This is a genomic window from Macrococcus equipercicus, assembly GCF_024205945.1.
In the GTDB taxonomy this organism is placed as follows: Bacteria; Bacillota; Bacilli; order Staphylococcales; family Staphylococcaceae; genus Macrococcus; species Macrococcus equipercicus.
The window spans coordinates 451,600-469,761 of sequence record NZ_CP073809.1; the positions used below are offsets into that span (position 1 = coordinate 451,600).

At 46.2% G+C, this 18,162-nt stretch carries 19 protein-coding genes, 1 riboswitch and 1 other annotated feature; of the genes, 17 read left to right on the top strand and 2 right to left on the bottom strand.

Annotated features, from left to right (window positions below; genetic code table 11):
- Positions 1-13: 13 nt before the first annotated feature.
- Positions 14-388 (bottom strand): hypothetical protein, encoded by a 375-nt coding sequence (locus tag KFV11_RS02405; RefSeq protein WP_149457905.1) that lies wholly within the window; start codon positions 386-388, stop codon positions 14-16.
- A 191-nt stretch (positions 389-579) separates the two neighbouring features.
- Between KFV11_RS02405 and KFV11_RS02410 the strand changes: the two genes are divergently transcribed.
- The 14 genes from KFV11_RS02410 (at position 580) to KFV11_RS02475 (ending at position 13,207) form a co-directional block, all read left to right on the top strand.
- Positions 580-1,653 carry a YkvI family membrane protein gene (locus tag KFV11_RS02410; RefSeq protein WP_149457906.1) on the top strand — a complete coding sequence of 358 codons (1,074 nt, stop codon included), beginning with the start codon at positions 580-582 and terminating at the stop codon, positions 1,651-1,653.
- A 26-nt stretch (positions 1,654-1,679) separates the two neighbouring features.
- The gene (locus KFV11_RS02415; protein WP_254250271.1) at positions 1,680-2,660 is read left to right on the top strand and encodes an alpha/beta hydrolase; all 981 of its coding nucleotides are present in this window, start codon (positions 1,680-1,682) and stop codon (positions 2,658-2,660) included.
- 58 nt (positions 2,661-2,718) lie between these two features.
- Positions 2,719-3,624: an NAD-dependent epimerase/dehydratase family protein gene (locus KFV11_RS02420; RefSeq protein ID WP_170234486.1), complete on the top strand. Its 906-nt coding sequence runs from the start codon at positions 2,719-2,721 to the stop codon at positions 3,622-3,624.
- 297 nt (positions 3,625-3,921) lie between these two features.
- Complete coding sequence (locus KFV11_RS02425; RefSeq protein ID WP_149457909.1) at positions 3,922-4,539, top strand: DUF47 domain-containing protein; 618 nt, start codon at positions 3,922-3,924, stop codon at positions 4,537-4,539.
- A 12-nt stretch (positions 4,540-4,551) separates the two neighbouring features.
- On the top strand, positions 4,552-5,550 hold the full coding sequence (locus KFV11_RS02430; RefSeq protein WP_254250272.1) for an inorganic phosphate transporter: 999 nt from the start codon (positions 4,552-4,554) through the stop codon (positions 5,548-5,550).
- A 148-nt stretch (positions 5,551-5,698) separates the two neighbouring features.
- Positions 5,699-6,391 (top strand): GntR family transcriptional regulator, encoded by a 693-nt coding sequence (locus KFV11_RS02435; RefSeq protein ID WP_254250273.1) that lies wholly within the window; start codon positions 5,699-5,701, stop codon positions 6,389-6,391.
- A gap of 1 nt (position 6,392) precedes the next feature.
- The gene (gntK, locus tag KFV11_RS02440; RefSeq protein ID WP_254250274.1) at positions 6,393-7,946 is read left to right on the top strand and encodes a gluconokinase; all 1,554 of its coding nucleotides are present in this window, start codon (positions 6,393-6,395) and stop codon (positions 7,944-7,946) included.
- Positions 7,947-7,964: 18 nt separating this feature from the next.
- Positions 7,965-9,332 (top strand): gluconate:H+ symporter, encoded by a 1,368-nt coding sequence (locus tag KFV11_RS02445; RefSeq protein ID WP_254250275.1) that lies wholly within the window; start codon positions 7,965-7,967, stop codon positions 9,330-9,332.
- A gap of 83 nt (positions 9,333-9,415) precedes the next feature.
- The gene (locus tag KFV11_RS02450) at positions 9,416-10,048 is read left to right on the top strand and encodes a Bax inhibitor-1 family protein (RefSeq protein WP_149457914.1); all 633 of its coding nucleotides are present in this window, start codon (positions 9,416-9,418) and stop codon (positions 10,046-10,048) included.
- A gap of 81 nt (positions 10,049-10,129) precedes the next feature.
- Positions 10,130-10,849 (top strand): YebC/PmpR family DNA-binding transcriptional regulator, encoded by a 720-nt coding sequence (locus KFV11_RS02455; RefSeq protein WP_149457915.1) that lies wholly within the window; start codon positions 10,130-10,132, stop codon positions 10,847-10,849.
- 94 nt (positions 10,850-10,943) lie between these two features.
- Positions 10,944-11,411, top strand: coding sequence for a cupin domain-containing protein (locus KFV11_RS02460; RefSeq protein WP_149457916.1), 468 nt, complete (start codon positions 10,944-10,946; stop codon positions 11,409-11,411).
- Between the two features lie 77 nt (positions 11,412-11,488).
- Positions 11,489-11,902 (top strand): VOC family protein, encoded by a 414-nt coding sequence (locus tag KFV11_RS02465; protein WP_149457917.1) that lies wholly within the window; start codon positions 11,489-11,491, stop codon positions 11,900-11,902.
- Position 11,903: 1 nt separating this feature from the next.
- The gene (locus tag KFV11_RS02470; RefSeq protein WP_149458331.1) at positions 11,904-12,281 is read left to right on the top strand and encodes a GNAT family N-acetyltransferase; all 378 of its coding nucleotides are present in this window, start codon (positions 11,904-11,906) and stop codon (positions 12,279-12,281) included.
- 146 nt (positions 12,282-12,427) lie between these two features.
- The gene (locus tag KFV11_RS02475) at positions 12,428-13,207 is read left to right on the top strand and encodes an SDR family NAD(P)-dependent oxidoreductase (protein ID WP_149457918.1); all 780 of its coding nucleotides are present in this window, start codon (positions 12,428-12,430) and stop codon (positions 13,205-13,207) included.
- A 45-nt stretch (positions 13,208-13,252) separates the two neighbouring features.
- On the opposite strand, the gene KFV11_RS02480 is transcribed toward KFV11_RS02475, so the two are convergent.
- Entirely contained in the window at positions 13,253-14,347 is a 1,095-nt protein-coding gene (locus tag KFV11_RS02480; RefSeq protein WP_254250276.1) for a 5-methyltetrahydropteroyltriglutamate--homocysteine S-methyltransferase, read from the bottom strand.
- A 45-nt stretch (positions 14,348-14,392) separates the two neighbouring features.
- Positions 14,393-14,598: a binding site (T-box leader), on the bottom strand.
- A gap of 88 nt (positions 14,599-14,686) precedes the next feature.
- Here KFV11_RS02480 and KFV11_RS02485 point away from each other — a divergent pair.
- The 3 genes from KFV11_RS02485 to KFV11_RS02495 all read left to right on the top strand — a co-directional run bounded on the left by KFV11_RS02485 (position 14,687) and on the right by KFV11_RS02495 (position 18,153).
- Positions 14,687-16,252: a phospholipase D-like domain-containing protein gene (locus KFV11_RS02485; protein ID WP_254250277.1), complete on the top strand. Its 1,566-nt coding sequence runs from the start codon at positions 14,687-14,689 to the stop codon at positions 16,250-16,252.
- Positions 16,253-16,308: 56 nt separating this feature from the next.
- Positions 16,309-16,413, top strand: a riboswitch (SAM riboswitch).
- Positions 16,414-16,481: 68 nt separating this feature from the next.
- Positions 16,482-17,498 (top strand): methionine ABC transporter ATP-binding protein, encoded by a 1,017-nt coding sequence (locus KFV11_RS02490; RefSeq protein ID WP_436970230.1) that lies wholly within the window; start codon positions 16,482-16,484, stop codon positions 17,496-17,498.
- Positions 17,488-18,153: a methionine ABC transporter permease gene (locus tag KFV11_RS02495; protein WP_254250279.1), complete on the top strand. Its 666-nt coding sequence runs from the start codon at positions 17,488-17,490 to the stop codon at positions 18,151-18,153. The genes KFV11_RS02490 and KFV11_RS02495 overlap by 11 nt, the downstream gene beginning before the upstream one ends.
- Positions 18,154-18,162: the final 9 nt, after the last annotated feature.

Consider the following 18,162-nt stretch of genomic DNA (forward strand, 5'->3'; position numbering starts at 1 on the left):
GTTTGTTTTATTCTTAATCTTCAAGCCATACTTCAACCGGAAGAATGACCGGGAACATACCTCTGTCTTCAGTCATTTTGACAATGAGTGCGGAAGCCTTGGAAAATAGCGGTACAGCGTACATCTTCTCGTCACTCTGCAGTTCCGCCAGAACGTCAACATCCTCATCAGCGCTGCTGGCAAGTATGGTCGCTTCGATTACCCCGTCCACTTGAGTGCCGAAATGCGCAAACATAAAATTCAGTGTGAATTCAAAGACGTGCGGGTCATTCGGGTGCTGCTCGATATCAATACGGTGCATTTTCGTCATATCCGCTGATGTCTGTTCAAAATCTCTGACATGCAGTTCTCTGACAAACATATGGACTACTTGTTTGTTCAATTCCATTTAGTCATCCCTCCAATTAGTGGTTACATTTTTATTATACAGATAAATAGGTTTTCAGGCCTATAAATATAGGGTATTTAACTAAAGTCGCTTAAAATTGCACACGATATGAAATGAGGATTATTTGCTATTAAGCCGGTTATTTGTTTAAATGGGACACGTATGTTTCAAAAATAGAAGGAGGAGATAAAGTGTCAAAGAATAAAGAAGCTATTAAAATCGGCTCTGCTTATGTCGGGGTCGTTGTTGGTGCAGGTTTTTCGACAGGACAGGAAGTTTTGAAGTTTTTCACGAATTACGGTACATACAGTTATGCTGCCATTTTGATTGCAGGGCTGATGCTCGCTTTTTTCGGGCGTGAGATTACTAAGATCGGCCGGGGGTTAGAGGCAGACAGTCACGAAAGTGCGATCAACTACCTATTTGGTGAAAAATTTGGAAAAGTCATCGATTATGTACTGGTATTCTTCCTATACGCTATTTCTATTATTATGCTGGCCGGGGCAGGGAGTGCTTTCAATGAAAGCTTCGGCGTTCCGATATGGCTCGGCTCATTGATCATGCTGCTGGCAGTCATTGCTACATTGATGATGGATTTCAATAAAATCGTCGGAGCGCTCGGTTTAGTGACGCCCTTTCTTATTGCTGTCGTCACGACGATTGCGGTCTACTTCTTCTTTAACGGCGACTTGGCGTTCAATGAAGTGAACAGGCATATCGATGTCTCGAAGCAGCCGTCTAAAAGCTGGTGGTGGGATGGTATTCTGTACGGCGGCCTTGCGTTCTCCACAGCTTTCAGCATGCTGACAGCAATCGGCGGTGATTCAAGCCGGAAAGTGATTGCAGGGCGCGGCGGGACAATCGGCGGTATTGTGCTGCTGATTCTCTTGATGATGGTGAATTCCGGTCTTCTGACTGAGCTCGATCAAGTGAAAGATTCTCCGATTCCCTCACTTGTGCTCGGCCGCATGATACATCCGGCGCTGAGTTTGGCACTCAGTATTATTATGCTGACCGTCATCTATAATACAATCGTCGGCCTGATGTATTCATTTGTCGCGCGCTTTACAGAGCCGTATTCAAAAAAATATGTGCTGCTGCTCGTCGGTGCGATGGTTATCGGCTATTTCCTGAGCTTCATCGGCTTTGTCGACCTCGTCGGCAAACTGTATCCGGCAATGGGGTATATCGGGCTGCTGTTATGCGTCGGTATTCTCGTCAAATACTTTGTCAGAAAAAGCCGGGGTAAGAAACATATAGCATAACCTTCAACTACAAAGGAGTTACAGCGATGAAAAAATTATTGTGGATGGGCGGGAGTATACTCTGGCTGTTTGTCATCGGATTGATCGCCGATCAGATTCCACGGGATTCTGCGCAGATTGCCGGGCCGGTCTTCAAGAATGACAACATTACAATGTACCGCAATATCACCTACAGCAAAATCCATGACAGCCAGCTTGATATACTGATGCCGAAGAAAGTGAAAAAAGGGGACAAACTGCCGCTCATCTTATGGACGCACGGCGGCGGGTTTATTGCGGGAGATAAAAAGCATAAAAACCCATACTTGGCACAGCTCGCAGAAAAAGGGTTCATCATTGCGAATATGAACTATGCGCTGGCACCAGAATATCAGTATCCGACGCCGATTAAGCAGCAGATAGCAGCGGCGGGCTATATGATGCGCAATACACTCAGACTGCCGCTTGACAAAACGCAGATTGTGATCGGCGGTGATTCAGCGGGGGCTCAGCTGGCGAGCCAGTTTGCAGCCATTCAGACAAATCCACTGCTGCGAAAAGAGATGGCTGTCAGCCAGAGCTTTTCACAAAGCCAGCTGAAAGCAGTCATTTTATTCGGCGGATTTTACGACATGAATAGTGTCCGAGCAACAAAATTCCCTCGGATTAATTTGTTTATGGAAAGCTATACCGGGGAAGCGGACTGGGAAAAGAACTTTCTGCCGCTTAATCAAATGTCTACAGTTAAACAAGTGACAGCAAAATATCCGCCGACGTTTTTGACGGTCGGAGATGCCGATCCGTTCGACTCACAAGGTAAGGAACTTGTGGCTGTGCTGAAGAAAAACCAGGTGCCTTACAAGACGGCTTTTTTTGATGGGACACATCGACTGCCGCATCAATACCAATTCCATATGCAGCTCAAGGAGTCCCAGCTGACTTATCAGCAACTGCTGATGTTTTTAGGACGCTATACGAACCAAGTCCCGTATGATGCAGGAACTAAAGGAACAGGCGCAGGTATATAGCGATGTATGGCTGGTATGATAAAATAAAACTATGCTGAATGAGACGGAGGCAGTTTATATGCGACCAAAAGTATTATTATCAGGCATCACTGGTTATATTGGCAGCCATTTATATAAAGTGCTGAGCGGAGAGATGGCTGTGACGGCGATGTCCAAGTATCCGGAAGAGTCATTATGGACACAAGGCGATATATTTAATCTGGAAGATGTGGAGCGGGCGATGGAAGGCATAGATTTCGCTGTTTACTTTCTTGATCCGACTAAACGGTCGAGTAAGACGACTGAAGCGAAATTCAGCGATTTAAACGCTATCGCTGCTGACAACTATGCCCGGGCTGCAGAGAAGAACCAGATCAAGGAAATCATCTATATCGCTGGCGCTACAGAAGATGAAGAGACGCTGAAAATATTGAGACATTATAAAACACCTGTCAAAGTGACGACGAGCAAAATCCGGCGTAAAGGGATAATGGCACAGGATCAGACTTCAAAACAAGACGATGTCAGAGTGCTGGTCAGATATAAACTGCCGCAGTCATGGACGCTTGAACGCTTCGTCACGCACTACTTTAATTACTATAACGATATCGTTCCTAAAATATCGAATGTTGAACATCAGAACGGGGCTTATCATCTGCAGGCGTGCTCTAATGACCTAATCATACTGACCCAGCTGACCGATGTAACGAATAACGACCGGCAGTTATTTGAGATTTCTGCCGGGACACTTGTCAAACAAAGCTGTGATAACAAGGGACGGCTGGAGTTCAGACGGCTGATTGATACGAATGAAGTCATCGTCGGCATTAATGACTACGTCCCGTCCATGCCGAAATGGTTTTATCAGTTCTGCCAGTCCCCGTTTCATCAGGTGACCATGCATGTGTTCGATGTCGAGATGCGTATTCAGGCATTTAATGAGGAGAAAACACGCGGTGTAGTCAAGTCCTATACAAAAGATTAATAGCTAAAGAAAGTGAGCGCCGGGCTGTAACTGCGCTCACTTTCTTTATTATTGCTAATAAGTAGAACAGCTCTTTTAGACAGAACAGTATAATTACAATAAATCAATTTACAAAACTGTAACATAAAATAAATATATAATTTACAAAGTACAAAATTTATTCAATATTAGTATATTTTCTATACGAAATTTACTTTTTGTTTACAAAGAGGCTATCGTTCCTGTCCGATTTCATATAAAATATTATCGTTGACCTGATACAAGAATAGGTGGCTAAACCATAGGAGGCATTATTTAATGTTTAACAGAAAAAAAGATAAATTTGCAATTCAACTTGAAGCGATGGCTGAAAATCTGCAGCGTGCATCATTAGCATTCGGAGAAATGAATTTCCACAGTGCTTTTGATCTGAAGAAATATGCAGACGGCATTAAAGCATTCGAGAAAAATGGTGATAACTTAATGCATCAGATTATCTCTGATTTGAACCAGACATTTATCACACCAATTGAACGTGAAGATATTTTAGCACTGGCTAATGCGATCGATGATGTACTCGACGGTATGGAAGAGACAGCTGCCATGTTCGAAATGTATTCTATCGATTATACAGATGAATTCACTGCTGAATTCGTTAAAAATATTCAAGCTTGCGCAGAAGAAATCAAAATTGCAGTAGGATTAGTAGCGCAGAAGAAATTCTCACATATCCGCGTGCATTCTATCAATATTAAAGAGCATGAGACAAACTGTGACGGCATTCTCCGTCAATCTATCAAACATATCCTGTCTGTTGAATCCGACCCTGTAGTGATTATGAAGATAAAAGACATTTATCAGTCACTTGAAGATATCGCAAACAAATGTCAGACTGTGGCGCATAATCTTGAATCAATCATTATGAAGAACAGCTAAGGAGTTTTTAGGATGGAACCTATATTAATCATTACGATGGCAATCGTTGTTTGTGCGTTAGTCTTTGACTTCATCAATGGTTTCCACGATACGGCGAATGCCATTGCGACTGCTGTCTCAACAAAAGCACTGAAGCCCCGCCATGCAATCTTAATGGCAGCGGTGATGAACTTCCTCGGTGCACTAATGTTCACAGGTGTCGCGAAAACAATCACTAAAGACATCGTCGATCCGTTTACACTTAATAACGGGTCAGTCGTGATTCTGGCAGCACTGCTTGCAGCAATCGTCTGGAACTTAGTCACATGGTATTACGGCATACCAAGCTCTTCTTCACACGCGCTTATCGGTGCAGTGGCAGGGGCAGCTATAGCCTCAGCAGGATTCAATGTACTGCATTATTCCGGCTTCATCAAGATCATCATTGCCTTACTTGTATCACCGATTCTTGCATTTGTTATCGGCTATATTATGTATTCAATTTTTAAGGTTATATTCAAGAACAACAACTTAACAAAAACGAACCGCAACTTCCGTTTCGTGCAGATCTTCACTGCAGCACTGCAGGCGTTCTCACACGGGACTAACGATGCTCAAAAAGCAATGGGTATTATCACGATGGCATTGATTACAGCAGGACTGCAGACCGGCGACGACATCCAGCACTGGGTACAGATTTCATGTGCGACGGCAATGGGTCTCGGTACAGCGATCGGCGGCTGGAAAATCATTAAGACAGTCGGCGGCAATATTATGAAAATACGTCCGGCGAACGGCGTGGCAGCTGACTTAAGTTCAGCGCTGATTATTTTCGGTGCGACGCATGTTCATCTGCCGGTGTCAACAACACACGTAGTTTCATCATCTATTTTAGGTGTCGGCTCATCTCATCGTGTTAAAGGTGTGAAATGGACGACGGCACAGCGTATGATCATTACATGGGTAATCACACTGCCGATTTCAGCCGTGATTGCAGCATTGATGTTCTGGGTGCTGAATATTTTCATATAATGATAATTAATGGGCAGACTCTTATAATAGTCTGCCTGTTTTTTTATGGAGATTTTTATCAGCTCTAGCAAGAAGAAAAAAAGAAACCGTTTACAAGAAAGCGTTTTTACATTACTATACTTGTATACAAGTATGCGGGAGGGATGACATGTTTCCTGAACAATGGCTCGATAAAGCATCATCTGGAGAGAGAATTGCAGCTGACCTCCGGCTGAAAATCATCGACGGCAGCTACAAGCCGGGTGATAAGTTGACTGAAAACCAGCTGGCACAAATGTATGGAACGAGCCGGTCGCCGATACGAGATGCTATTAAGATGCTCGCCTCTGATAACTTAATCAGCAGCGAACGGATGGGCGTGACAGTCATCGGGCTGTCTTCGAAAGATATTGAAGAGATCTATGATATTAGACTGCTGATTGAAGGGTTCGTTTTTGAAAAGCTGATGAAGCTCGAGTCAGCTGAACTGTTGAATCAGCTGAACAAAATTATCGCGATGATGGAAGTGGCCGTTAAGTTCAAGGATGCTGATGAGTTCAGTCTGCAGGACATATTGTTCCATCAGACCGTCATCCGCTTCGTCAATCATCAGCAGGTCCTTTATTTATGGCAGAACTTAAAGCCGATCATGGAGACGCTCATCCTGATTTCGATGAGGAAGCGGATGACTGAGGAGGCGCATGATTTTGCCCGGGTGATTGATAATCATCTGTTATATATCCAGGCGATTGTCACGAAGGACAGAGCATTATTCAAGCAGGCGATGCATCTGAACTTTGATGATGTCGACAGTCACATTGACGCCTTATGGCATTCCAGTAAACAGAGGAAGGGTGAGTAACATGAAGTTTATGATCGGTGCCGATATCGGTACGACAAGTACGAAAGCTGTCATTTACGATGACGAGGGGACGATTAAAGCCGTCCATCACGTGGAATACCCGCTGCATACACCGACTGCTGATACGGCTGAGCAGGATCCGAATGAAATATTTGATGCGGTGTTAATGACGATCAAACATGTTGTCAGGGAAGCAGGTGCCGCTAAAAACGAGATTGCTTTTGTCAGTTTCTCAAGTGCGATGCACAGTCTGATTGTCATGGATGATGATAATGAACCCATTACACGCAGCATCACGTGGGCGGATAATAGAAGCTATCAGTATGCGAAGAAGATCAATAAAGAATATAACGGGCTTGATATATACCACCGGACCGGGACGCCCGTTCATCCGATGAGCCCGCTCTCTAAAATCATGTGGCTGAAAGAAGAGAAGCCTGAACTGTTCCAGCGGGCGAAGAAGTTCATCGGCATTAAGGAGTTCGTCTTCTACAAGCTGTTCAACCGCTACGTCATTGATTATTCCATCGCTTCAGCGACCGGGCTGTTCAATATTCATGAGCTTGACTACGACAAGGACGTGCTGCAGCTGCTGGACATCGATGACTCACAGTTATCTGAACCTGTGGATACGACAACGTATTATGAAGATATGGACAGACGATTTGCGGATGTGATGGGCATCGATGCCGGAACACCGTTTGTTATCGGTGCTTCTGACGGTGTCCTCAGCAACCTCGGTGTCGATGCCTTCAAACCGGGTGAAGTTGCGGTCACTATCGGTACAAGCGGTGCGATCCGCACAGTCATTGACCAGCCGAAGACGGATAAGCAGGGCAGATTGTTCTGCTATGCTCTGACGAAAGACCAGTGGGTTATCGGCGGGCCGGTGAATAACGGCGGCATCGTCCTCAGATGGATCCGCGATGAGTTTGCAGCGAGCGAAACAGAGACCGCAAAACGCCTCGGCGTTGAGAGCTACGATGTCCTCATGAAGATTGCTGAACGCGTACCTGCGGGCAGTAACGGTCTGCTCTTTCATCCATACCTGGCAGGAGAACGGGCGCCGCACTGGAACGCTGACGTCAGAGGTTCATTTTTCGGGCTGACATTGTCCCATAAGAAAGAACACATGATCCGTGCAGCACTGGAAGGTGTCATCTTTAACTTGTATTCCGTGTTCATCGCGCTGAATGTTTTGATGGATGAGCCGGTCAAGTCATTGAAGGCGACCGGTGGATTTGCTAAAAGTGAACTGTGGCGTCAAATGATGGCGGATATTTTCGAGCACGACTTGATCGTGCCGGAAAGCCATGAGAGCTCATGTCTCGGTGCGATGGCACTTGGCCAGGTCGCACTGGGCATGAAAAAGGATTTCTCTCATATCAGCGACATGGTCGGTGCTTCGTTCGAACATACGCCGGCATTTGACAACGTAAAGATTTACCGGGAAATACTTCCGCTCTATATTAACTTGACGCAGAGCCTGGAAGAGAACTACGCGGCAATCGCCGCCTTCCAGCGCCGTCATGAACAGCTGCTCGAAGAGAACTGAAAACAGGAGGACTATTAAATGAACTTTTTTGTAGAACAGTGGCCGCTGATCACAGTAGCTATCGCAATTATTTTGCTGCTTGTATTAATTATGGGGTTCAAACTCAACACCTTTATCGCTCTTATCATCACAGCTTTCACCACTGCTTTATTACTCGGGATGCCGCTTGATAAAGTCGTGGCCACAGTTGAAACGGGGATGGGCGGGACGCTCGGTCATATCGCACTGATCTTCGGTCTTGGCGCCATGCTCGGTAAGCTGCTGGCTGACGGCGGCGGTGCAACCCGTATCGCCAACACGCTGATCAACCGCTTCGGCCTGAAAAATATCCAGTGGGCAGTTGTCATTGCGTCGTTCATTATCGGTATCGCCTTATTCTTCGAAGTCGGTCTTGTCTTACTGATTCCGATTGTCTATACAATCGCGAAAGAAACAAAACTACCGGCGCTTCATCTCGGTATTCCGATGGCGGCTGCTCTTTCTGTCACTCACGGTTTCCTGCCGCCGCATCCAGGGCCTGTGCTCATCGCCAAGGAATACGGTGCGAATCTAGGGGAAGTGCTGCTGTATGGTTTCATCGTCGGTGTTCCGGTCGCGATTATCGCAGGTCCCGTGTTCAATAAGCTCGCAAAGAAAATCGCACCAACTGCTTTCACGAAAGAAGGGGATATTTCGTCATTAGGAAAGAATGTCCACTTCAAGCTTGAAGACACACCGGGATTCGGTATCAGTACACTGACCGCATTGTTTCCTGTCATCTTAATGCTTATGGCGACAATCGTTAAACTGATTGTCGGCGCACAAAATATAACACCGGGCAATGGCATTAAAGCGCTCTACTTATTAGGGGATGCATCGACTGCTATGCTGCTGTCTATTATCTTTGCCATATTTACGATGGGTCTTGGACGTAAACGTCCGATGAAAGATGTCATGCAGTCAGTCACTGACGCCATCTATCCGATCGGCATGATGCTGCTCATTATCGGAGCGGGCGGCGCCTTTAAGCAAGTGCTGATTGACGGCGGTGTCGGTAAGCATGTTGAGACACTGTTCACACATTCAGACTTCTCTCCGATTATTTTAGCGTGGCTGGTCGCTGCTGTACTGCGGATTGCACTTGGTTCTGCCACTGTCGCAGCGATTTCTACGACCGGTATTATCATTCCGCTGCTGGCGGCAAGTGATGTCAATGTGGCACTGGTCGTTCTTGCGACCGGCGCCGGCAGTGTTATTGCCTCTCACGTCAATGACGCCGGCTTCTGGATGTTCAAGGAGTACTTCGGTCTATCTGTTAAAGAGACATTATTGACATGGACACTGCTTGAAACAATCATCTCTGTCACAGGTCTGATTTTCATTCTGCTGCTCAGCATGTTCGTCTAATTTGAAAGTTTGTAATTGTCTGGCTGACCATGTAAAATATGAATTAATCCTACCGGATGAATTCACTTTAAAGAGGTTATGCTATGAACTATCAATCAACCTATTCAAATTCACGCTCAAGCAGCGTTAAACAAGCCTGGCTTTACTTCGTCTATTACTGGGTGGTCTTTTTAGCAGGAACATTTGTCGGACAGTTTGTACCGGATGCTTTGAGATTTCCAATTACCATGTTGATCTTTGCGATTATTATGATTTCATTGTTTGTGAAAGCTTCTAGAAAATTTGATTCCCTGCTGTCGAATGTACTGGCATTTCTGCTCGGCGTCGTCAGCTATACGGCATTTACGTACTACATCGCTGACTTAGGCGCCATGTCGTTTTATCAGAACATCGGGCTTGCAGTCGGTTCATTCTTTGCATTCGGATTTCTCGGCTACTTTGTTGTCGGTGATGCGACCAATCTCGGCAGACTGCTCTTCCCGGCGCTGATTGTCCTCGTACTGGCAAGTTTCGCGGGACTGTTCATTCACATTCCGATGTTCCAGCTAGTGCTGACGATTGCAGGTCTTGCGATCTTCCTGCTGTATACGATTTATGACTTCAACAGAATGAAGCGGGGTAACTTCTCGGCACGGGAAATGGGCTTCAACTTATTTATCAACCTGCTCAACATCATCATGGATGTATTGAGACTTGCAAGTATATTGAAGGATTAACAGAGACGGTGACACCGTCTCTTTTTTTGTTCTATATTTGGTGTATAATAGAGCTATATTAGTTGAAAGAAGGATGACATTATGGGTCGTAAATGGAACAATATTAAAGAGAAAAAAGCTGCAAAAGATAAAAATACAAGCCGGATTTATGCGAAATTCGGGCGTGAAATCTATGTGGCTGCTAAATCTGGCGAACCGGATCCGGAATCCAACCAGAACTTGAAATTCACTTTAGAGCGCGCAAAAACATACTCAGTGCCGAAGCACATCATTGACCGTGCGATTGAAAAAGCAAAAGGCGGCGCAGAGGAGAACTTCGATGAACTGCGTTACGAAGGCTTCGGTCCGGGCGGTTCTATGCTGATTGTTGATGCGCTGACCAACAACGTCAACCGGACAGCAAGTGATGTCCGTGCAGCGTTCGGTAAAAACGGCGGCAACATGGGTGTATCAGGCTCTGTTGCCTATATGTTCGACAACACGGCGATCTTCGGCTTTGAAGGTAAGTCTGCCGACGAAACACTCGAACTGCTCATGGAAGAAGATATCGATGTCCGTGACGTGCTGGAAGAAGACGGGCAGACAATCGTCTATGCAGAACCCGACCAGTTTGCAGCGGTGCAGACGGCACTTAAAAATGCAGGGATTGAAGAGTTCACGGTCGCTGAACTGTCAATGGTCGCTCAAAATGAATTAGAGCTGTCTGAAGCGGATCTTGAAGTGTTTGAGAAGCTGGTAGATGCGATTGAAGACTTAGAAGATGTCCAGACTGTGCACCATAACGTCGCACTGCCTGAGTAGTTAAACTTATTGATTAAATAGTCTGCTTACTGATGAATGGAGCATAACGTGTTTCATTCATCTTTATATATCAGTACTTTATAAGGAGGTCTTTATGACTACAAAAGAAGAGATTATTAACCGGCTCAACTTGCAGCCTCATCCTGAGGGCGGATACTTTCATCAGTCCTATGCTTCAGCCGAAACCACTGGAGATAAACAGCTGTTCACCAGTATTTATTTCTTGATCGAGTCAGGCAACATCTCACACTTTCACCGGCTCACTTCTGATGAACTGTGGTACTATCACGGCGGCGATGCGATTACAATCCACATGATCCATCCGGACGGCCGCTACGAGGTGGTCAAGCTGGGTATGAACCTTGAACAAGGCGAAGTGCCGCAGTTTCTAGTGCCTGCCCGCACGATCTTTGCATCAACGGTAGAAGATGCAGCCTGGAGCTTTGTCGGCTGTATGGTGGCACCCGGCTTTACATTCGATGACTTCGAGCTCTTTAAAGCTGAAGAGCTGCTGCCGCTCTATCCTAAGCATGAAGCAGTGATCAGACGTTATGCACTTTAAGAAACGCCGGTCTGAGTGACTGTGCGTTTCTGTCGCATTTTCCCTGACATTTCATTACACTGAAGGAGGACTAAACAATGAGAATGCAAAAAGTAGTGCCTTTTCTAATGTTTAACGGCCGGGCGGAAGAAGCGGTCGATTTTTACACGACGATATTTAGAAACAGTCAGATCATCTCGATCAATAAATACGGCGAAGAAGGTCCGGGTGCACCGGGAACCGTGAATCACAGTATATTTACATTGAATAACCAGCAGTTCATGGCGATTGATAATGCGGATAGTACAGCGATTCCGTTCACTCCTGCCATGTCTTTTGCTATTAACTGCGACAGTGAAGAAGAAATCGACTATTTGTATGCCCGGCTGTCGACTAACGGCAAAGTTTTGATGGAACTCGCACCGTTAGAGCCGATCGCACGAAAGTTCGCCTGGGTAGAAGACCGCTTCGGTATCAGCTGGCAGCTGAATCTGCCATCATTCGGTGAGTAGAATGATCCGCAAGTTTAAAGCTGCTGATATTGAGACTATCCAGCAGCTGAACCGTGACGAAGGCTGGGATAATTTAGTCGTGCGTCATGAGCAGACATTGAACAGCTGGCTTGGCAGTGAAGCATATGTCATCGAAGAGGCAGGAGACGTCATCGGCTGCATCCGTGCGCTGACAGACGGTCATGTGTCTTTATATATATGTGAATTAATCATCCGGCATGATCAGCGGGGAAAAGGGTACGGCAGAATGCTGCTTGATCACATTCACAGCTTATATCCGACGACCCGTATGGAACTCCTGGCGACAAGCAGCTCCAAAAGCTATTACGAGAACCGGTTCAGACCATTTTACGGGTTCAGAAGAACATATCATGAATAACTCCGCAGACCTTCGTCTGCGGAGTTTTTGATGGCGCTAAATCTTTATGCAGTGGTTCATATATTTCTGGATATACATTCGACGATTCCTTTTAGTTTAAAATTTGTGCGCTGCTTCTTTATAATAAAGTAAAAGGAGTGATTGAGATGGATTTAAAGTTAGCAGGCAAAGTAGCAGTCATTACAGGTTCAAGTAAAGGGATCGGCAGAGAAACAGCAGCCGTCCTGACGGAAGAGGGCGCAGTCGTTATACTCACTGCCCGTAACGAGGAAAGCTTACAAGACGCCGTGCAGTATATAAAAGACAGAACAGGCAGGACAGTCGATTACGTCACAGCAGACGTTACGAACGAAGCAGATGCGAAGAAAGTCATCGCGTTTGCCGCTGAAAAGTACGGTCATCTTGATATACTGATCAACAACGCAGGCTCTGCCTTCGCTGAAAACTTTGAGAATGTGTCGCTTGATGACTGGCAGAACGACTTGAACTTGAAACTGTTCGGCTGGATCCATATGATTCATGCAGCACTCCCGGAACTTAAAAAGCAGGGCGGGGCCATCTTGAATTTAACAGCAGTGGCAGGCAAGACACCGCCCGCTAATACGTCTCCGACTTCTGTGTCAAGAGCAGCAGGCCTCGCTCTGACGAACACATTAAGTAAAGACCTTGCCCCTTACAACATCCGCGTCAATGCCGTCTGCATCGGTCTTATCCGCAGCGGTCAGATCGAAAGACGCTGGCAGGCAGAGGCGCCGGAGCAGTCATGGGAAGACTATGCGCGTGATCCGAAGTTCAACATTCCGCTCGGGCGCATCGGCGATACAAGAGAAGCGGCGAACGTGATCTCATTTTTAGTATCAGACGCTGCAAGCTACGTTACAGGCACTGCCGTCAATATCGACGGCGGCAGTGCACCGTCCTTATAACGAAAATAAACCTGACTGCTGTCAGGTTTATTTATTCGAAGTCACCTACAGTATTTCCTCGGCAATATCGACGACGTATTTCAGTTTGCGCCATTGGTCGTCTTCTGTCAGAAGGTTGCCTTCTTCGGTTGAACTGAAGCCGCATTGCGGGCTGAGTGCCAGCTGCTCTTTCGGTACATATCGGCTTGCTTCTTCGACGCGTTCGATGATTGTCTCTTTATTTTCGAGCGCACCGTGCTTTGATGTGAACAGGCCGAGCACAACTTTGGAGTCATCACGCTTGAAGTGCTGAAGCGGCTCAAAATCGCCTGACCGCTCGTCATCATATTCCAGGAAGAAACCGGCAAGATTTTCTTTGAACAAATCTTCTGCAATCGGACCGTAGCCGCCTTTCATCGCCCAGCTTGAACGGAAGTTGCCGCGGCATATGTGGGTCGTGATATGCAGGTCATCGGGCAGTCCGGCAATCGCATCGTTCACGGTCTTCACTGCGAGCTTGATTGCTGCCTGCTTCTCTGCCTGAGAGCGCAGTCTGCGTTTAATTCTATGCTCAGTCGCTGCCAGTCCTGCCCAGTAAACATCATCGAGCTGCACATAGCGGATGCCGAGGTCATAGAGTGCAGTCAAGCTGGCATTATAAGCTTTAGAGACATCGCGCTGGTAATCATTGATGTCAGGATAAATATCATGATTTAAAATATTCGGATGGAACAGCTGGTTAGGACTTGGAATCGTGACTTTCGCTGTCCCTTGCCTGCCGACTGCCTGCAGCAGAAAATCAGCATGTTCAAAGTGGGTGTGGTTCAAGTTCGCTGTTACTTGTTCTGTCACTTTGACATCATATGCTTTCGTCTGCACGCCGCTGAACTGCAGTCCTTCATCAGGAATATAGCCGGTCACACCGTTCAGTCCTTCGATAAAGTCGAAGTGCCACCATGCGCGGCGGAACTCTCCGTCTGTAATGCTGTTTAAGCCCGTGTCCACTTGTTTCTTTACGATATCCTGAATCAGCCTGTTCTCAAGACGAGTCAGTTCGTCTCTTGAAATCAGCTGCTTTTTGAAATCTTCTCTTGCCTGCAATAATTCTGTCGGACGGAGCAGGCTGCCGACATGATCTGCTTTGAATGGAATCGTTGACATGGATGTTCCTCTTTTCTTTATAAAATAAAAAAACTTTCTCCTCTTAACAAGGACGAAAGTTTCGTGGTGCCACCTTAATTCATGACTGAAAGTCACCTCTGACCGGTAACGACGGATACGTGCAGTGCTTATCGATGACTCACACTGACATCACAAAAAGACCATCTTCATAAAAGTTCAGTGCTTGTTTTCACCGGCCACAAGCTCGCTGCAAAAGAACGTTTTACTACTTTTCTTTTTATTGTGAAAATTGCGTATATTGAATTGCCTATAAATTTATCACCATCATGAGAAGTTGTCAAATCAATTTGTTATAATTAAAGAAATGGAGGGATGACAGTGGCCCGGACGACAACAAAAGCGCGAAAAAAACAACCTGTAAAAAAAAGCACGGTCAACAAGACAGCACCTAAAAAACAGCCGGTGAAAAAAACAGCCGTCAAACAGATGAGCTCTAAGAAAATACAACCAAAGAAGACGAGGATCAATATTAAATGGGTCAGTGGTATACTATTTTTCATCGTGCTGCTCGTGTCCATATGGAATGTCTTTAAGCCGCTGCCTGCCGGTATTTCGAAGCGCTACGAACCGAGCAGGACAAATGATGTCAAGCTGCTGCTCGACAACAGCTATGAGCAGGGCGGGATGCATTATGAGCAGACTATTTTTCCGGCAATATACCGGCTGATTGATGAGGCGGATGACTTTATCATCATGGATATGTTTTTGTTCAATGATGCTTATGATGGCAGCATCCAGTTTCCGAAGCTGTCAAGTGAGCTTACGAATCACCTGATCGCGAAGAAAAGGCAGCATCCGGACATGCCGATTTATGTGCTGACCGACCCGATCAATTCGTTTTACGGCAGCTATACGCCGGATAACTATAAAAGACTGCGTGACAACGGCATATTAGTCTACGAGACGGACTTGACGAAACTGCGCGATTCCAATCCGCTTTATTCCGGCTTATGGCGTTCGACTGTCCGCTGGCTGGGAAACAGTGAGAACGGTTCACTGCCTAACATCTTCTCAAAAAATGCCCTGGATGTTACTGTAAGGGGATACGCCCGTATGCTGAACTTCAAGGCGAATCACCGGAAGACGATTGTATCAGAAAAAGCAGCGATTATTGCCAGCAGTAATCCCCATGACCCGAGCGGCCACCATCAGAATATCGCCGTGAAAGTGAGCGGTCAGCTGCAGGAGGACGTAATTCGGAGTGAAGTGGCAGCGATCAACATGAGCGGTGGTAAACTCGACCATGAGGAATTTCCAATCAATCATCATGCTTATAACAACATGATGGACTACGGGACGACGCTTGTCACTGAAGGCAGGATTAAAGAGACGCTTCTTCAGGCGATCAATCGGACCAACGACAAAGATGAACTGAAGATGGGGATGTTCTATCTTGCAGACCGCGATATCATTCGTGCGCTGCTTGATGCGGCAGACCGGGGCGTTAAGATTAAACTGATTCTCGATGTGAACAAAGAAGCGTTCGGCAAAGAGAAGCCGGGTGTGCCGAATAAACCAGTGGCACACGAACTGGTCGCAAAAAGTGACGATAGGATTCAAATCAAATGGGCTGTTTCCCACGGCGAGCAGTTCCATGCGAAATATGTGCTGATCACTGATGACCGTAAGCAGCAGGCGACGCTCTTTGTCGGCAGTGCCAACTTGACGCGCCGCAATATCGGTGACTACAACATGGAGACCGATGCCATTATCACCGGGAAATCGACTCTTCCGGTCTTCCGGGAATTAGCGGCTGACTTCGATGCCAAATGGACGAATGAGTACAGTCATGTCACGGATCACTACGAAGTGAAAAAAGACGCATCATTCTTGAAAACACTGCTGTACCGCGTGCAGGAATTCACGGGATTATCAAGTTTTTAAAAAAATCGTTGACAGGTTGTATGGACGTCTGCAATAATTTAGTTAACTTAATAAAAAAATTATCAAGAGAGATTGAGGGATATGGCCCGATGACATCTCAGCAGCGGACTCATTTATGAGCACTGTGCTAATTCCATCAAGCTTAGCTTGGCAGATAAAGGGACGTAAAACGACTTTTTAGCGCTTGCTAAGAAGTCGTTTTTTTTATATTCGGGAGGGAATTATGGCAATTATTGAAATCGAGCACGTGACCAAGCAGTTCCAGACGAAAAAAGGTGTGGTCGAAGCATTGAGAGATGTTTCACTGACCATTGAGAAAGGGCAGATCTTCGGTATCGTCGGCTATTCCGGTGCGGGTAAGTCAACACTCGTCAGGCTGATCAACAAACTGGAAAAACCGACGTCCGGCCGAGTCGTTATTGAAGGTGAGGATATCACGCGCCTTAGTCAGAAGTTACTACGGAGACGTCGTCAGAACATCGGCATGATCTTCCAGCAGTTTAACTTGTTCCGTGCAAAGACGGTGGAAGACAACATCAAGTACCCGCTCAAGCTGACAAAGAAATATTCGAAAGCTGAGATTGATAAGCGGGTGGACGAGCTGCTGCAGTTCGTCGGACTGCAGGATAAGAAGCACGATTATCCAAGTCAGCTGTCCGGCGGCCAGAAGCAGCGTATCGGTATCGCAAGAGCACTGGCGACTAATCCTGATATACTGCTCTGTGACGAAGCCACTTCTGCACTGGACCCTGAGACAACCGATGAAATATTGAGACTGCTGAAACGCATCAACGATGAGCTGAACATTACGATTGTGATGATCACTCATGAAATGGAAGTCGTCAAAAGCATCTGTGACGAAGTAGCCGTCATGGAAAAGGGCAGAATCGTTGAGCAGAATCAAGTGTTCGAGTTGTTCACAAATCCTGTTCACCCGACGACAAAACGTTTTGTGCATTCAGTATTGAATGATGATATTCCGGGCGAAGTCGATGTCAGAGCCCGAAAAATTTACCGCTTCATCTTCAACCATCAGCAAATACTGCGCCCGGTGCTCAGTCAAGTCGGCAGACAGTTCAATGTCGATTTCAATATTTTGTACGGCGGAATAACTGAGTTAACCGATAAACTTTTCGGTAATTTACTGATTGAAGCAGTCGGCAATGACAGCAGCATCCATGCAGCACTTGATTCATTACTCAGTCACGGTATTCAAATTAAGGAGGTCAATGGCTTTGAAAACTGATTTAACGGAGTTTTATCCTGTGCTTATTCAGGAGACCATCAATACGCTCATTATGGTCAGCATTACATTGATGCTGGCAGTACTCATCGGACTGCCGCTCGGTATCATTCTCTACGCGACAGGCCGGGGTCATGTACTCGAAAATAAGGCGGTCAATGTCATTTTGAACTTCTTCATCAATACCATCCGGCCGATTCCGTTCATTATCTTTCTCGTAGCACTGATCCCTGTCACGAGATTTCTTGTCGGGACGACGATCGGGATATGGGCGGCCATTTTCCCGATGACGCTTGCAGCATCGTTATCAATTGCCCGTGTTGTTGAGAACAACATCATCTCGGTGGATAAAGGCGTCATCGAAGCGGCTGAAGCGATGGGATCATCCAAGTTTGACATTTTATTTAAAGTGCTTGTACCGGAAGCGGCCGGCTCATTGATTCTCGGCCTGACGTTTACAACGGTCTCACTGATAGAGTTTTCTGCAGTGGCAGGACTCGTCGGCGCAGGCGGTATCGGTTATCTGGCATTTACATACGGTTATCAGCGGTTTGACGTGGCTGTGATGTTTGTCACTGTACTCATACTCATCATCCTCGTGCAGATCACCCAGTTTATCGGCAATAAGATTGCAAATATATATACAGGCAGATTATAAGGAGAGAAC

What these genes read in the sequence shown, in the direction of transcription:
- KFV11_RS02405 (WP_149457905.1), bottom strand. Translation starts at nt 388, where the DNA reads ATGGAATTGAACAAACAAGTAGTCCATATGTTTGTCAGAGAACTGCAT.
- KFV11_RS02415 (WP_254250271.1), top strand. Translation starts at nt 1,680, where the DNA reads ATGAAAAAATTATTGTGGATGGGCGGGAGTATACTCTGGCTGTTTGTC.
- KFV11_RS02420 (WP_170234486.1), top strand. Translation starts at nt 2,719, where the DNA reads ATGCGACCAAAAGTATTATTATCAGGCATCACTGGTTATATTGGCAGC.
- KFV11_RS02425 (WP_149457909.1), top strand. Translation starts at nt 3,922, where the DNA reads ATGTTTAACAGAAAAAAAGATAAATTTGCAATTCAACTTGAAGCGATG.
- KFV11_RS02430 (WP_254250272.1), top strand. Translation starts at nt 4,552, where the DNA reads ATGGAACCTATATTAATCATTACGATGGCAATCGTTGTTTGTGCGTTA.
- KFV11_RS02435 (WP_254250273.1), top strand. Translation starts at nt 5,699, where the DNA reads ATGTTTCCTGAACAATGGCTCGATAAAGCATCATCTGGAGAGAGAATT.
- gntK (WP_254250274.1), top strand. Translation starts at nt 6,393, where the DNA reads ATGAAGTTTATGATCGGTGCCGATATCGGTACGACAAGTACGAAAGCT.
- KFV11_RS02445 (WP_254250275.1), top strand. Translation starts at nt 7,965, where the DNA reads ATGAACTTTTTTGTAGAACAGTGGCCGCTGATCACAGTAGCTATCGCA.
- KFV11_RS02450 (WP_149457914.1), top strand. Translation starts at nt 9,416, where the DNA reads ATGAACTATCAATCAACCTATTCAAATTCACGCTCAAGCAGCGTTAAA.
- KFV11_RS02455 (WP_149457915.1), top strand. Translation starts at nt 10,130, where the DNA reads ATGGGTCGTAAATGGAACAATATTAAAGAGAAAAAAGCTGCAAAAGAT.
- KFV11_RS02460 (WP_149457916.1), top strand. Translation starts at nt 10,944, where the DNA reads ATGACTACAAAAGAAGAGATTATTAACCGGCTCAACTTGCAGCCTCAT.
- KFV11_RS02465 (WP_149457917.1), top strand. Translation starts at nt 11,489, where the DNA reads ATGAGAATGCAAAAAGTAGTGCCTTTTCTAATGTTTAACGGCCGGGCG.
- KFV11_RS02470 (WP_149458331.1), top strand. Translation starts at nt 11,904, where the DNA reads ATGATCCGCAAGTTTAAAGCTGCTGATATTGAGACTATCCAGCAGCTG.
- KFV11_RS02475 (WP_149457918.1), top strand. Translation starts at nt 12,428, where the DNA reads ATGGATTTAAAGTTAGCAGGCAAAGTAGCAGTCATTACAGGTTCAAGT.
- KFV11_RS02480 (WP_254250276.1), bottom strand. Translation starts at nt 14,347, where the DNA reads ATGTCAACGATTCCATTCAAAGCAGATCATGTCGGCAGCCTGCTCCGT.